Here is a 14,668-nt window from a genome sequence, read left to right on the forward strand (position 1 = left end):
CTTTATATTGGCAGATATATTGCTTAGTAAATCGAACTGGTGGAAAACAGCCTGTATTAATGCGGCCTTGCGGGGGATTAACTTTGCTTCTCCTCAAGCGCTTTACATTGCCCTATACACCAGCAGCCCTACAGATGCGGATACAGGGCAGGAAGTAAGCGGTGGAGGCTATACGCGCCGTGCTGTGGCGTTCTCAGAACCAGTTATAGCGGATCGTAGAGCTGTTACGTCCAGCGTGGGGGATGTCTCTTTTCCTATCGCTGGAGCAGATTGGGGATTGATAACACACATAGGCATTCGGACAGCAGCAACCGGGGGCAATCTTGTCTATCACGGTGCAGTCAAAACACCGCGCACGGTCCAGACGAATGACACACTTCGGTTTCTTGCCGGGCAAATAAAAGTAGACGAAGGGTAGGTGTGAAGTGTGGAAAAAATGTATCCACCAGTTGTAAACAGTCCTAAAACCGAGCTTGCGGAACTGATCACGGACACGCAAACAGAAATTACGGTTGCTAATGCGTCCGTGCTACTACAAGGCGAAGGAATTGCCGTTTTGGGTAATGGAGATGTTGCAGAAACGATCACATATACATCTGTGGAGGAAAACGTACTTAAAGGCTGCATACGCGGTTTTGAAGGAGTGGCACGTGCTTGGCCTGTTGGTACACGGGTTGCCCGGAACTTTACAGCCTATGATCATGTTGCTTTTAAAGGAAACATTGAGGAGCTAGGCGAGGGAGTTGCAGATGCTGCTGCTGTGGCTGCTGCGGCCATCCCCGCAGTACAAAAAGGGGCGGCCAGCGGGGTGGCTACGCTGGACAAGGATTCAAAGGTGCCTGCCGCTCAACTACCTATCAGCACAGCCACAAACAACACAAGCTCAACCCAAGTTGCTGCAGCGTCTGCTGTAAAGGCTGCGTATGACTTGGCAAATAGCGCATATCGCTATCGAGGTAATGTACCAACAAACTGGAATGATGCAACCTTATCAGGTAACTACAATGTGGCTCTTTCTGCATGGACAGGTTTTTCGAACTATCCACCTGGAGCCTATACCTATGGCAAACTTGTGGTGAATTACGACAGCGGTGCTATTGTTCAAATGTACTTTTCACATGATAATCCAGGCCGTGTCTATACACGAATTGCTTTTGCTGGTGCTGACTGGAGAGAGTGGACGGAAATTTTCATGACTCGCGGCGGTTCTGTGTGGGGAACGATAGATAGCAAGAACGCCATTCCGTTAGCTATCTATCGTCCAGGGTATAAATCATGGGCATTACACAAATCGGATAATGGCCGAGTATATATATCTCCATCTAACACGATAGATGGTACTGACTGGAATTTTGGTAATGGGTTATGGATAGAAGAGGGTAATATAGGCTGGCAAGGCGGGGACCTGAACAGTCTAAAAGCTTCCTCTGCAAATCTTTTCAGTGGGAACGGAAGTCCTGAAGGAGCCGTGTCTGCTCCAGTAGGATCGCTATATCGAAGGCTGGATGGATATGCAGGGGAGACTCTGTATATCAAAGAATCTGGAACAGGAAACACGGGATGGAGGGCTGTTAAATGATAAAAGAATGTGTAGTGTTAAATGACGAGGTAATAAACATCGGACCGTGGGATTATAAGCGCCAGCAAGTCCTGAAGTCACCAGCAGAGTATAACGACGAGGGAATGATCACGAAGGAAGCCGTGTACGAAGAACAGACCATGAATCCTTTACCTGAAGGGGCAACTATCGAAGAACAGGAAATTGAAGTTGCACCGGATGGCGGTCTGGTTGTAAAGGGTTCTGCACAGCCGACCAGACATGAACTTCTTGGACAGCAACTCGCAGAAATGAAGATTCAAACCATGCAGCAAACTCAACTGTTAGCCAGCATGGGCGCTGAACTAGCAACTACAAAATTGGAACTAATCAATCTGAAAGGGGCTAATCAATCATGACATTTTGGACTCTTGCTTTTAAGTGGAACTGGGTAACGGCAGAGCAATTGAAGGGCGCAGTAATCACGGAGACAAACCGTTTCGGAGAAATCACACCGGAAGAATACAAGACCATTACAGGCGTGGACTTCCAGTAAGGAAAATTTTCCTTGCCTGATAGGAGGAAGCTATGTTTAATGGTGGATTTAATAGCCTTGGTTTTAATACAGGAGATGTAGAAGGGAATATTATTGACCTTTCTGCATCTCTTTCTGGTTCCGGGCAAATGTACTCACGGAAGGTGGAGACAGCTGGAACCGAAAGCGATAATGCGTTCAATCTTATGGCTTTTAATGTGGACGAACCTGGTACCGTAACGGAATACATTTTGGAATTTGTTTTGGATATGACTGCCGCTGCGGAGTTGTCCGGTGAAGGTCAGGCGCAGGCTGATTTTGTCCGTGAGTATGCCTTGGAAGCCGTTCCTATGTCTGGCGAGGGACGCATAACTAACGCAGAATACGTTCGAGAAATTCTGATGCAAGCAGTACCCATGTCTGGGGAAGGAAGGATATCAGCGGAGCTGTCAAAATTCCATACCGACTACATTGAGTTTACAGATGTGTTCAGGCCGGGAGAAGTTATTGTGATTGACTCAGGTAAGTTCAAGATCACTCGCAATGGGCAGAACGTTTCTCACTTGTATAATGGTGATTTCTTTGACTTAAATCTCGGCAATAACAATCTTACCTGGACAGATCCAGAGACAGGCCGGACAGTTTTGTTCCGTATTACACACCGAGATAAATTCTTATATTAAGAGAGGTGGACTATGCCTACTCCAACTATGCAAGTGTTTGATAAAAACATGAGGCGCGTTGGGACGCTGGTGGACTCTTATGACATTCAACGGCGGCGCAGGATTAACAGTGACTACGAATTAACCTTTATGGTCCCAATGACCAGCGAAGACTATAGGGAGAAGATAGCAATCAAGGGCCACGTTCTGGATGAGCGTGGCCAATTTTATGTTATTCAGTCTCGTAGCCGATCACGAGAGGGAAAAAAGCTGACTGCAAATATCTACTGTAATCACATCATGTTCAAACTTAATGATTACAAGTTTCCATATGCTTCATACATTGCAGAAGCCTACGGTATTCATATCAATCAACTCACAGACCTGATTACAGTTGCTACAGGCGGGCGATTTAAGTTCGTTATTCACGACACATTTGATTTGCATGATGTCAAAGACTTCGGGCGTGGGACCTGCTTGGAAGCTCTCAACAAGATCGTTCAAATGTATGAATGTGAAGTGGAGCCAGATAATTTTGTGATCAATTTGAGAAAAAAGATCGGGGCTGATAATGGGCTACAATACAGACTCAAAAAGAATATCGTTTCTAGCTCCTTCAAAGATAAAGGGGAATCCCTTGTAACCCGCATGTTTTCGCAAATGAAGGATGGACGAACCTTTATTGGAATGGATGCATCTAAACTGACGGACGAGGAGCAGAGTTTACTTTCCGGTGTGCCGGGAACGATCGTAAACGGGAAGCTGGCAGTTAACTACTTAATTTCTCCTTATGCTCAATATTGGTCCAGTGCTTCTGTACCATTTTATGATGGTGAAATCATAGAGCAGGATATTGAAGAACCTGAAGATTTGCTTAAGGCTACTCGAAAGGCTCTCAGGGAGCAAGAGAACGTAACAATAGAAGTTACCGTATCAACGGCTGACCTATTTAAAATTGACAATACAGAACCAGAACCGCATTTAGGTGACACGGTAATGTGTATTGATCCGGCTATGGATATGAACCAACTCAAAGCCCGAATAACAGAGCTTACAGAGTATCCATATAGCCGTGACAAACACAGTGAGCCTACCATATCAAATGTCAATTTACGGGACTATGCAGATATCATTTCTGACCTGGAGCGGAACAAGAATATTATCAATAATCTGTTCAGTAACGGGAAGATCCGAACGGAAGTATTTGAGTCTTTTGCCAAGCAAGCCGTGATCGACATTGATAATTCCAAAACGGAAATCAAGTACGATCAACGTGGCATAATCCTACAGGACAAGGCCAATGCTCAGAACCAAGTTATTATGACTTCAAACGGGGTTGTTTTAACAACGGACGGAGGTAAAACAGCAAGAACAGCAATTACAGCACGTGGCGTTGTTGCTGAACAGATTGTCGGGCAGCTCGGAAACTTTGTATCCTTGGTTATTGGTAGTGGCAATAACGTAACTAAAATCAATACCGACGGAATTAGTGCAGGGAATGACGACTATACCATTGCGCCATTCCGGGTAGACATGCAGGGGAATGTTGTTGCCAGGTCAATCAAGCTTACGGGCCAAATTGATAACTCAGAAATGAATGCTTCAGATATTAGGGCAAGTACAGTTAATGCAAGTACAATACGTGGTAGTAAACTGATCGGCAATGAAATAGAAGGCGGTATTATTACAGGGGCTTTGTTTCGTACAGCCAAGGAAGGCAGACGAATAGAGATAAACTCCAATGGCTTGACTGCTTATAACTCAAGGGGTGGGGAGTCTATTTCTTTGGGACAGTATAATGATGGTGGCGGGCTGCTGTTTATGGATAATGGAAGTCCAAGAGGAAGTATTTTTGGAGACTCGAACGGATTTCATGTAGGCAATATGGGTGGGGTATATATTAAGTCTACTGATGATATGGTTTATTTTCAGAATGAGATTAATTTTACTGACGCTACTGTTAGCGGGCTTAAGCTTGGAGTTGAAAATATTGAAAATCTTGGGGATACAATTAGAGAATTGAGGAACGATACTGCTTCATTGAGAGGTGATATGTACGATGATGTGATCGTGAACGCTACATTTGATCCATCATCAAGAAATTTGAAGCTGTTTAGTCGAACAAGGACAGTTGCGACTGTTAAAATTCCTGCTGGTACTAGTTCGACAACATAATGTTTACTGCACCTCCTACCGATGGTAATATTAGGACATATATACTATGTAGGAGGCACGGATAATGAAAAAATGGTCTTATTTACTTAGTGGTGTGTTGATCGGAGCAGTTGTTGCTACGGCTGGTAGTGCATTTGCAGATCAAATCAAATCTTTAGTCGGTGAAAAGGTAGCGGGGGAATATTCAGTCAAGGTAAATGGAAATTCTCTTTCCGAAAGTGCCATTGTGGTAGACGGAAAAGCACATGTACCTTTACGAGCTGTAACCGACTCATTAGGGGCGAATCTAAAATTGGACGGAAAAACAATTCAAATAAGTACAGATTCTTCTGCTGATACAAAAGCAACTTCCTTGTCAGAAACTGATGGGTTGATAAAAAAAGAAGAACAGTATGCGGGTTGGAGCAAAGTGAAATTGGAACAAAGGAAATCTGATTTAGAAAAATACATTTCAGAATCTGAAAGCAGTAAAGATAAACTAAATCATGAACTAGAGATTGCTGATAAATTGTCGAAAACATCAGTAAGTTCTTCAACATTAGCCATTAGAGAATCGAATGTGGCTAAAACAAAGAAGGAATTAGACAGTACTGAGAGCGCTATAGCTAAATATAAGACTGAACTAGAAGAAATAAATAAAGCTATAGCTTCCCTTAAATTATATCCGTAGTTATCCTGCAACAAACAAATTATATACTGTATACACAAAAGCCCTCTTAAACAGAGGGCTTTTACTCTTATATAAGAGAATGATATTAGACTGCCTTTAATAATAGAAACACTCCTATGCCTTAATACGTTTATTAAATCGGAACGCAAATTTCGCAATAATGATTATTAATAAGTTCAACTGTATATCGTTCCAAGATAGGTCGGGTTTCATCTAAGCTAAACCTTTGATTTTCCAACTCCAGGAATATTTCAGTCCAAGCCTTCTGAATAGCTTCTGCTGTATGATTTATTTTAAAAACAGCGTATCTTCCTCCACTAATGTTGCTCAAGTTTACTTCATCAGTATTAACACAGTAACCATCAGGAAGAACCAAACATGCATCGTAGCGACAATTTTCCGGCTTCACAAATGCAGGATTATCTTGGGCAATACCAAGGATAATAGATGTATTATTAAATAAATTATTCGATTTAACCCAATATTTAAATTTCTCCATTAGTTGTGAATTGGCAATTCCATAAGGACCAATCTGTCTCATGTATGAAATTTTACAAGACGGTATTTTTTCAATTTCAGCCTTCATATTCTCTTCTCTTTCTTTTTAAAGTACATCGATGTCTGAAATCATCTTATAATGCTTTAAAATGATAAACAACTCAATTTTAAAAATAATCAAATTAGCGTCTACTACCTCAAAGAGCAGACTTATGTGCCTGCTCAACGAGTGTGATATTTAATAATCGTGTCCCGTTAGTTCTGTAAATACTAACTTGTAATATTGTACGGATTAACCATATATTATATAATCATACTTGCACATCATCTCAAATCGGGAGGTTGAACGATGTTAGGAATTGATGTAAAAGAAATAGAAGAAAAATTAGTAATAACTTGGCAGTTATCTAAAACGGTAATTCCGCTATCTGATATTAAAGACGTTTCTAATGATAATACTTACGGGGGAGAGGTAAGAAACGCCATAAGAATAGGCACTCCTTACGGAACCACCGATCGTGTTGTTATAAAAACCAGTTCTCAAACTTACATTTTGTTTACTACTAATGGTGATAATATTATGAAAAGAATAAAATCCTTTGTACATTAAAAGGCTTTCAAGAGCCTTTTAATGTTGGTTACCAAAGTAAGGTCACATTTACAGTTGTACCATTCGTATACTCAAATCATTTAACTAACTCATTACTCAACTATCCTGCCCATTAACTAATCGCATTGTCTGTCTACAACTTTATATTTACCGATCAATAATTCCTTCTAAAATCCGCAGCGTTATAGCAGCAGAACCAATTTAAGATATAAGTATGAAAGCCTCTGATAACTCAGGGGCTTATTTTGCGTCTCAAATAAATTATAGGAGTGATAAAGCATGAATAATGGTTTAGCTGTTTTTGAAAATCAGCATGAAGTGACAATACTGACAAGGGAGGATGTAGGAATTGAATTCAAAGGTGATTTTTTAATAAGTGCAAAAGACGTTGCTACAATCCTAGAGTACCGAGGAGAAAAAGCGACTAATAATGTATTGAAATTCTGTAAAGAATCTCATATATATCGAGTGAAGAATTCGGACATTCTGAATCGGAATGTCCGAAAAATGAATAATGCAGGAGAGGCTTTTATTACAAGTTTTGCTTTGAATCGTGTACTTGGACAATCTGGTCAATCCAAGGCTGAGACGTTCCAAGATTGGTTATATGAAGATATCCTTCCTTCGATCCAAAAACATGGTGTTTATGCAACGGATGACGTAATGGATAAAATACTAAACAATCCTGACTTCGGAATTGAACTCTTGACTAAACTCAAAGAGGAGCGCGCTGCCAGAGTAGAGGCTGAAAGAACAAATGCAATTCTGATGCACGTTAACAAGACCTATACTGCTACGGAGATTGCAAAGGAACTTGGATTCAAGTCGGCAATTGCTCTGAATAATGATTTAGGGAGTCGTAAGATTCAATTCAGACAAAATGACACTTGGCTGCTTTATAGCCGATATGCGGATTGCGGATATGTTGAAATCAAACAAGAAGTTCTTGATAACGGAAAAGTGATCTATCACCGTAGATTTACTCAATTAGGCCGTGAATGGCTTGTGAGAATTTATAATAAGGAACAATTACAGGCATCTGCAAACTAAAGGTGTCTTTTTTTGTGTCTGAGGGAGGTGATAAAACCCATGGCAAAGATAAAATCCACATTGGATATACAACTGGATCTAACCAGACCTGTTGAGGATTTGACTGAGGTCATTTCTGCTGTAATTGCTTCACAGCCAGCACGACGGAAAGAAATACTTATAGGTTTGGATATGGCAGTAGGAAATGCATTAGCAGAGATGCAGGCCCAGGAAGAAAATGAACAGAAAACAGACGATGATAGCTCAGGAAAAGTTTCCTGAACGAAGAGACGGGGGAAGCAAGGTGGATAAGTGGGAGGTTTTTAAGTTCAGCACTGCTTTAGGAAGTAGCGCTGTGACGTATTTTTACGGTGGGTGGTCGGGAGTATTGGGGGTGTTACTTGCTCTAGTCGTTATTGATTATGTGACCGGATTATTTGCGGCTGGCGCAGAAGGTAAGAAGGGTACCGGACCTGGTTTAAAAAGTAAGATCGGTCTTATTGGTATCGCTCGAAAGGTATTTATTTTTACGATGGTAGCAGTATCCCATCTAATTGATGGAGTCTTAGGCGATTCGCACCTATTCCGGGATGCGGTCGCCTATTTTTATATGGCAAATGAGCTTTTGTCCATTTTGGAGAATGGCGGCAGACTCGGCGCACCTATCCCGCCAGTGATCCGACAGGCCGTAGAAGTTTTGAAAAGTAAGAGTGGTAAGGAAGGAGAGAAAGAAGATGCAACGACGAAACAGCCGTAATGCAAGAGGGATCGACGTATCCAGATATCAAGGTAAGATTGATTGGAAGGCGGTTAAGGCAGATGGTGTTTCATTTGCCTTCATCAAGGCCAGCCAGGGGCAACGTTATGTTGATCCGACATTCATTACAAATGCCAAAAGGGCCAAGGAAGCAGGTGTATTGCTGGGAGCATACCATTTCCTAGATGCAACCAACGTTGACGCAGCAAAAGTAGAAGCAAAGCATTTTGCTGATGTGTTGGACCAGGTTGGAGGCGCTAAAGCGTTGGACCTTCCTCCGGTGATGGACTATGAAAACAATCCCGGCAACTTGTCCAAAACACTTATTAGTGCTGTAGCTTTGGCCTTCCTGCTTGAGCTGGAGAGACTTACAGGACGCAAGCCCATTATCTATACAGGCAATGCATTCGCAGCTAATTTTAACGCCTCATTGGGCGGTTACCCACTATGGATAGCCCGGTATAGTGATACTCGCGTCCCAAGCGATACAGTGACGTGGAAACGTTGGGATATTTGGCAATATAGCGATAGCGGCAAGGTAGCAGGGATAAAAGGGAACGTGGATATGAATGAGTATGATGGTACGGCGGACGAGCTGCGTGAACGTTTCACAAAGCGCCCTGAGCAGCCGGAGACAGTCACGTCCGGTACGTTCATCGCAAATGGCAAACAGGTAGGGAAGACGTTGCTCTTTAGTGGCAGGACGTATGTTCCGCTGCGTGTGCTTGCTACTGTGTTGGGCTTATCGTGTCATTGGGACACCAGTCTCAAGGTCGCTTTTTTAAATGGAGCCAAGCTGCAATTTATCCAACTGGTCGAAGGAGTGGCATATGTGCAGCTAAGACCCGTTGCGGAGGCATACGGCGCTGTAGTGTCCTGGGATTCAAAAAATAAAATCGCATCGTTGAAAACGAAAGGGGATAAATAATCATGCAAACCATTATCGAAACTGTACAGCCTTATGTAAATACCATTGTCACAGCCGCTGCGGGTGTGCTTACAGCGTTTGTTTTAGGAGGTCTGAACAAACTCAAGACTAAAGTTAACGTGTGGCTAGAAGCGCGTACAACGGCAGCACAGAGGGAAGTAATTCATAAGATCGCTGGGGAAGGATTTGCTTTTGCTCAGACAGCTTTTAAGCAGGCAGGGGGAGAGCGTAAGCTTCAGGAGGCTTTGCAGTATGCTTCACTTACTCTTACCAGTCAGGGCATTACAGTTTCCCAAGTAGAGTTAAGGTCTGCAATTGAGAAGGCATATCTGGAGTATAAGGCTAAGACAAAGACAGTGCTGACTACCGAAGCTCAGCCAAGTGAAGAGGCGACACAGGCCGCAGCTAAGGAAGCTGTCTCTTCTTTAGCTGCACAAGTTACGGCTATTCTTTCTCAAGCTACTGAAGGAGATACCGTGGCAAGTGGGGCAACTGAACCAGTAAAAGTTCCAAACATAGTGGCTCAAACGCCTGTACTCACTTAATAGAGATGCTATATATGAGATATAGATGGCTGCCCGCGCTGTTAGCAAGGTACGCATGCTGTTTTTGAAGCTAGGTATAGGCCAAGGGATTAAAGTTTAAATGGTACTAGAATTGTTAGGGGATTTCTTAAACTATCCCGAGTCCGTTCTAAAATCATCCCGAAAACCCACAATAAATATGCTTATCCCAATTATAATTATAGAATGGCAAGTCCACTCGTATTTGGGCTTGTCATTTTTTATGCTCCAAAAAATACACTTTATTAATGGAGGCGATGAATTTGAATGAATTAGAAAAATTAATTGTATCCTACTCAGTTCCAAATGTCATTGTGGTGCATAAAAGAACTGGAAAGAGAAAAATTTTGTATGCAGTTAGTTCAAACGGAGATACAATACTTATTGGTCCAATGGAAAAAGATACTGATGAAGGATGGATAAATCGCTGTAAGATTATGTCTAAGAATGAACTGCTTGAAACTTATGTTTTGGGATAGCAGAGTGGGATTTTGTGGTATAATCCTTTTAAACAAGGGAGGAACTATTATGAAGGTTGATTCAGTATCTATTAAAAATATAGGTGGTATAAAAGAACTTGATGTCTCTTTTAATGATAGATTAAATATTATTTGTGGAATGAATGGGGTAGGAAAGAGTACTATTTTGGAATGTATTGTCCATGCATTTAGTTTTGGGAATTCTGGAAAATTGAAACGTAATTCTAGGGTTGATAAAGGTGTATGGAAAGTGAAAATTGATGGGGAAGAAAATGTTTTCAATACTGAGTCATTTATGCCTAATGAGTCGCAAATAGTCTATAGTTTAATTTTTGAAGAGGCTTTGAAAGTGATCTATATAAAAGACCAAAGACAACTCGAATATCAAAAAGTGGATGGAATACGTTCAGATGAGGAAAGAGATTCAAGAATTTACCAACGTAATTTCATAAATGGGATGCGGGGAGAGACGATAAAGACTTGGTTAAGTAACAGAATTTTGTTCGAGCCACAAGGACATCTTTCTGAAGCGGAATTATTTAACTTATCTTCTGCTAAGAAATGTTTTTCATTACTTGATCAAAATGTTACATACTCTCATATAGATCATTCAACACTAGACACCATAGTAAACACACCGAGAGGTAAAGTTTATTTTGAATATTTATCCTCTGGCTTTAAGTCAACCTTATTTATTTTATTGGGTCTAATTAAAGAAATCGAATTCAATATGACGCCCAAAGTTAGAGTTTCGGATTTCGATGGTATCATTCTAATCGATGAAGCAGATGCCCATTTGCATCCTTACTGGCAAGGACCATTTGTTGATGCACTTAGAAATACGTTCACAAATGCACAAATTATTATTACTACTCATAGTCCACATATGATTCAGGAGGCAAATACTGAAGAACTTATTGCTCTTGGCATTGATGAAGAAGGTGAGGTATTTAAACTGGATCTATTTAAATCTGAGTATGGATTTAAAGGCTGGACAGTCGAAGAAATATTGGAAGATGTTATGGGTTTGAAGGAAACAAGGTCAAATAAATATTTGGAAATTAAAAATAAATTTGAACATGCTCTAGATAATGAAGATATTGAACAAGCAAGGGAGTTATTCGATGTTTTAAATAAAATGCTACATCCACGAAGTCCAATGAGGAAGGTATATGAACTCCAATTGGGTTCCTTAGGGTGAATTATGATAAAAATTACAAGAACTTTTCCTCCACATCAAATGACTAATGAAAAAGTAAAAGAACTAACCGAAGAATATTTGAAAACTAAAAGAAATGTTTGGAATCAAGATTATATTAAAAAAGCATTATTAGCAATGAGCCATGATAAGTGTATTTTTTGTGAATGCAAACTGGGCGAAGAAAGTAAATATATTGAGGTAGAACATTTTCATCCCAAGTCCTTATACCCATATGAAGTTGTAGATTGGCTCAATCTTCTACCAATATGTAAACGATGTAACGGTTTAAAGAGAGATCACGATACGAAACACGAACCAATCATAAATCCTACAATCGATGAACCAAGCCAGCACTTATTTATCAAAAATTATCGTTTTTTTAGCAAGGACGAAATTGGAAAGAGAACTGTTCGGATTTTACAGTTAAATGATTCTGAACGTCTTATGTTGCCTAGATTCAAAATAGGTAATCAAGTGTCCGAAACCTTGGATATACTGGTGAAATGGATTGAGAAGACAAATGGAACTCAGGCAATTGAAGATCAGAATGAATTGATATGTAAGGTGCATAACCTATTAAATTCTTGCCAATCAGAATCAGAGTATAGTGCTACATGCTCTTATGCCCTGTTTAGTGATGAAAATTACTACGATATCAAGAAACATATGATCTATAAGGGAATCTGGGATAGTGATTTAGAAGAACTAGAAAAAAAATGTTTAGAACACTGCTTAATTAGTGATGATGTATTAAAGCAATGTAGTGTTTGAATAATTTTGTCAATACTGTTAACAACACATACGGAAGCACCGTTGTGCAATCCGAAAGCATCGGTGATACCCTGCTGGCATAGCTGGTGGGGTATTTTTTTATTGATTTTCATTGGCTATCAAAATAAACAGTTGAAAAGCCGATATCATAATTACCAACGAATGAATATTTAGGAGGATTATAGATGGTCTTTTGGATTCTTTCAGCTTTGGTAGTGGGACTTATTCTTTCAGTGGTCATAGGTGCAGATATTACAGCCAGAAAAAATCGTAAACAACCGAAAATAGAACGGATAGGTGAAGTGGTTGATAAACGAGTTAATTGGACCGAAGGATCGTCTTCAAAAACATTCTATATAACCTGCGAGTTCGAAAATAATGAGCGCAAAGAAATTATAGTTAGGGACGATAAATACGGCCTTTTTGTCGTAGGGGATAAAATCAAAGTAACAAGCCAAGGTACTTGGGACTGGGTAGAACGCGTAGTAGCGTAAGGTCATCAGGATATTTACAGAATCAACCAAGCGGTATATACTTTCTATATAAATCCGAAAGCATCGGTAGCACTCCGCTGGCTCAAGCCGGTGGGGTGTTTTTCTGTTTTATAGGGGGGGAATACATATGTTTAAATGGATTTTTACCGTGTTAATAACAATCCTATTAGCTGGATGCAGTGTACAAGAGACAGCTAAGACGAAGACAACAAAACACGAATCGGTACCCGTAGCTGTAACACAGGTATCTGCCGATACGGTCAAGCTGGAATTCCCGTCAGACCGTTACACCGAAACAGCACAACACATCAAGGAGGCCATTGCAGCCGGAAAGTCATCAGTATGCACCATTGACCGTGAAGGGGCAGACCATAACCGTGAACTATCTCTGAAAGGTGTACCCACTAAAAAAGGCAAAGACCGTGACGAGTGGCCTATGGCGATGTGCTCCGAAGGTGGAGACGGTGCAGACATTAAGTACATAAGTCCAAAGGATAATCGTGGAGCTGGATCGTGGGTAGGTCACAAGCTGGATGACTACGCAGATGGGACAAAAGTTGAATTTATCGTGAAATAGAAACTCTCCGCTAACCTTAATCGGTCGGCGGGGAGTCTTTTTGTCATTACTAATATGGGATTTACACCAAAAGATTTGGTATGTAATATAAAAGCCCTCCATTAAAGGAAGGCTATAAAAATCATAAAATTGTTTGATTATAAATATGAACTAACCAAAGCGATTGCTAAAATAACAAGAATAACCATAAAGAATATTTTATAACCAGGTTGTCCGTGTGTATTTTTTTTCTTCTTAATGTAGTAGACAGCCATATAACTTATTCCCCAAATAATCACTAAAACAGCTAAAATACTGGTCATAGAGTCTCCTTACTGTGTCGTATTACAAAGGTTCAACATCAAACACTGCCGCCCATGAAACAGAAACATAAACTCCGTTACCATTGTTATTAGCGCTCATACGTGCTGCAAACAATGCAAAGTATCCTGCGACTGATCCTGAAATACCTGAAACAGGAGGATACCAAGCAGTTGCCCCTGAAACGAGTGCGCCGCCACCTGCCACACTATTATAGTAATCTATCGCTTGTTTAGTTTGAGAGTCAGTGAATTTCCGATCATATCCCCACCAATGGTAGGTCCAGGATCCGTATTCTGCATTAAGCGAGATGGTATTGTCCTTTATGCTTAAATCGCTATTAACAGTAATTTTACCTGATTTTGATAACTCATTTAATTCATCAAAATGCTTTTGCAAATCCGATAAATTATACTGGTTATAAATACTTTCAGGAACGTCTTTTAGGGATAATACCCCATCCTTAACTTGTACATAGGGTTTTACTGCCTCAACTGCACTCTTTTGAGTTACACTTGAACTTGAATTTTGTGTGATTTGTTCTGTGGATGATTCAGCAGATGCTGCAATTGGAGCAACTGCTGTAAGAGCCAATACACCTGAAAGAATGATTGCTGTGTTCTTTAACTTCATCCAAAACCGTCCTCTCGAAATAGTATTATTTTGAACTACCAATCCAGTGTACCACAAAATAAGGAATAATTTGTGTGTTTTAAATAATTAAATGGAAAATGACACTATAGAACTATTTGTCTTACAGTAGTCGACAATATTCAAAAAATATAATTTAGTCAAATATCGAATGACAAAAATTTCAAAACTTATTGACAACTGTTAAATTATGGACAACAATAGAATGCAATAATAAAAAGTTTTGGAATT

21 protein-coding genes are annotated in these 14,668 nt (G+C 40.3%); 18 read left to right on the forward strand and 3 right to left on the reverse strand.

What is annotated here, in order from left to right; all coding sequences use genetic code 11:
- Nucleotides 1-7 precede the first annotated feature (7 nt).
- The 7 genes from MMB75_RS05285 (at nt 8) to MMB75_RS05315 (ending at nt 5,579) form a co-directional block, all read left to right on the forward strand.
- Nucleotides 8-418, forward strand: a complete 411-nt coding sequence (locus MMB75_RS05285; protein WP_016822029.1) for a phage tail fiber protein — start codon at nt 8-10, stop codon at nt 416-418.
- A 9-nt stretch (nt 419-427) separates the two neighbouring features.
- Nucleotides 428-1,579, forward strand: coding sequence for a pyocin knob domain-containing protein (locus tag MMB75_RS05290; protein WP_016822028.1), 1,152 nt, complete (start codon nt 428-430; stop codon nt 1,577-1,579).
- Complete coding sequence (locus MMB75_RS05295) at nt 1,576-1,956, forward strand: hypothetical protein (RefSeq protein WP_016822027.1); 381 nt, start codon at nt 1,576-1,578, stop codon at nt 1,954-1,956. Before MMB75_RS05290 ends, MMB75_RS05295 begins: the two co-directional genes overlap by 4 nt.
- A complete protein-coding gene (locus tag MMB75_RS05300) occupies nt 1,953-2,093 on the forward strand; it encodes an XkdX family protein (RefSeq protein ID WP_016822026.1) in 141 nt (46 codons plus the stop codon). Before MMB75_RS05295 ends, MMB75_RS05300 begins: the two co-directional genes overlap by 4 nt.
- Before the next feature lie 32 nt (nt 2,094-2,125).
- Nucleotides 2,126-2,755 carry a phage distal tail protein gene (locus MMB75_RS05305; protein WP_016822025.1) on the forward strand — a complete coding sequence of 210 codons (630 nt, stop codon included), beginning with the start codon at nt 2,126-2,128 and terminating at the stop codon, nt 2,753-2,755.
- 12 nt (nt 2,756-2,767) lie between these two features.
- Nucleotides 2,768-4,909 carry a phage tail protein gene (locus tag MMB75_RS05310; RefSeq protein ID WP_016822024.1) on the forward strand — a complete coding sequence of 714 codons (2,142 nt, stop codon included), beginning with the start codon at nt 2,768-2,770 and terminating at the stop codon, nt 4,907-4,909.
- A 64-nt stretch (nt 4,910-4,973) separates the two neighbouring features.
- On the forward strand, nt 4,974-5,579 hold the full coding sequence (locus MMB75_RS05315; RefSeq protein WP_016822023.1) for a hypothetical protein: 606 nt from the start codon (nt 4,974-4,976) through the stop codon (nt 5,577-5,579).
- Between the two features lie 133 nt (nt 5,580-5,712).
- On the opposite strand, the gene MMB75_RS05320 is transcribed toward MMB75_RS05315, so the two are convergent.
- Complete coding sequence (locus MMB75_RS05320; protein ID WP_016822022.1) at nt 5,713-6,165, reverse strand: AraC family transcriptional regulator; 453 nt, start codon at nt 6,163-6,165, stop codon at nt 5,713-5,715.
- Between the two features lie 261 nt (nt 6,166-6,426).
- Here MMB75_RS05320 and MMB75_RS05325 point away from each other — a divergent pair, with 261 nt between their 5' ends.
- From MMB75_RS05325 to MMB75_RS05375, 11 genes are all read left to right on the forward strand, one after another.
- Nucleotides 6,427-6,687: a SunI/YnzG family protein gene (locus MMB75_RS05325; RefSeq protein WP_016822021.1), complete on the forward strand. Its 261-nt coding sequence runs from the start codon at nt 6,427-6,429 to the stop codon at nt 6,685-6,687.
- A gap of 279 nt (nt 6,688-6,966) precedes the next feature.
- Nucleotides 6,967-7,737, forward strand: a complete 771-nt coding sequence (locus MMB75_RS05330; RefSeq protein WP_016822020.1) for a phage antirepressor KilAC domain-containing protein — start codon at nt 6,967-6,969, stop codon at nt 7,735-7,737.
- 39 nt (nt 7,738-7,776) lie between these two features.
- Nucleotides 7,777-7,998, forward strand: coding sequence for a hypothetical protein (locus MMB75_RS05335; protein WP_016822019.1), 222 nt, complete (start codon nt 7,777-7,779; stop codon nt 7,996-7,998).
- Nucleotides 7,973-8,473 (forward strand): phage holin family protein, encoded by a 501-nt coding sequence (locus MMB75_RS05340; protein WP_016822018.1) that lies wholly within the window; start codon nt 7,973-7,975, stop codon nt 8,471-8,473. Before MMB75_RS05335 ends, MMB75_RS05340 begins: the two co-directional genes overlap by 26 nt.
- Nucleotides 8,451-9,401 carry a GH25 family lysozyme gene (locus tag MMB75_RS05345; protein WP_016822017.1) on the forward strand — a complete coding sequence of 317 codons (951 nt, stop codon included), beginning with the start codon at nt 8,451-8,453 and terminating at the stop codon, nt 9,399-9,401. The genes MMB75_RS05340 and MMB75_RS05345 overlap by 23 nt, the downstream gene beginning before the upstream one ends.
- Before the next feature lie 2 nt (nt 9,402-9,403).
- A complete protein-coding gene (locus MMB75_RS05350; RefSeq protein ID WP_016822016.1) occupies nt 9,404-9,946 on the forward strand; it encodes a phage holin, LLH family in 543 nt (180 codons plus the stop codon).
- 281 nt (nt 9,947-10,227) lie between these two features.
- Nucleotides 10,228-10,443 carry a hypothetical protein gene (locus MMB75_RS05355; protein WP_016822014.1) on the forward strand — a complete coding sequence of 72 codons (216 nt, stop codon included), beginning with the start codon at nt 10,228-10,230 and terminating at the stop codon, nt 10,441-10,443.
- A gap of 49 nt (nt 10,444-10,492) precedes the next feature.
- Nucleotides 10,493-11,644 (forward strand): AAA family ATPase, encoded by a 1,152-nt coding sequence (locus tag MMB75_RS05360; RefSeq protein ID WP_016822013.1) that lies wholly within the window; start codon nt 10,493-10,495, stop codon nt 11,642-11,644.
- A gap of 3 nt (nt 11,645-11,647) precedes the next feature.
- Nucleotides 11,648-12,415, forward strand: a complete 768-nt coding sequence (locus tag MMB75_RS05365) for an HNH endonuclease family protein (protein ID WP_016822012.1) — start codon at nt 11,648-11,650, stop codon at nt 12,413-12,415.
- Nucleotides 12,416-12,600: 185 nt separating this feature from the next.
- The gene (locus tag MMB75_RS05370; RefSeq protein WP_016822011.1) at nt 12,601-12,909 is read left to right on the forward strand and encodes a DUF2500 family protein; all 309 of its coding nucleotides are present in this window, start codon (nt 12,601-12,603) and stop codon (nt 12,907-12,909) included.
- Nucleotides 12,910-13,036: 127 nt separating this feature from the next.
- Nucleotides 13,037-13,486, forward strand: coding sequence for a NucA/NucB deoxyribonuclease domain-containing protein (locus MMB75_RS05375; protein WP_016822010.1), 450 nt, complete (start codon nt 13,037-13,039; stop codon nt 13,484-13,486).
- A gap of 137 nt (nt 13,487-13,623) precedes the next feature.
- On the opposite strand, the gene MMB75_RS05380 is transcribed toward MMB75_RS05375, so the two are convergent.
- Nucleotides 13,624-13,788 (reverse strand): hypothetical protein, encoded by a 165-nt coding sequence (locus tag MMB75_RS05380; RefSeq protein ID WP_016822009.1) that lies wholly within the window; start codon nt 13,786-13,788, stop codon nt 13,624-13,626.
- A gap of 22 nt (nt 13,789-13,810) precedes the next feature.
- Nucleotides 13,811-14,419 (reverse strand): hypothetical protein, encoded by a 609-nt coding sequence (locus MMB75_RS05385; RefSeq protein ID WP_016822008.1) that lies wholly within the window; start codon nt 14,417-14,419, stop codon nt 13,811-13,813.
- Between the last annotated feature and the right edge of the window lie 249 nt (nt 14,420-14,668).

Origin of the sequence: Paenibacillus sp. P2(2022) (genome assembly GCF_029522175.1) — a bacterium.
In the GTDB taxonomy this organism is placed as follows: domain Bacteria; phylum Bacillota; class Bacilli; order Paenibacillales; family Paenibacillaceae; genus Paenibacillus; species Paenibacillus polymyxa.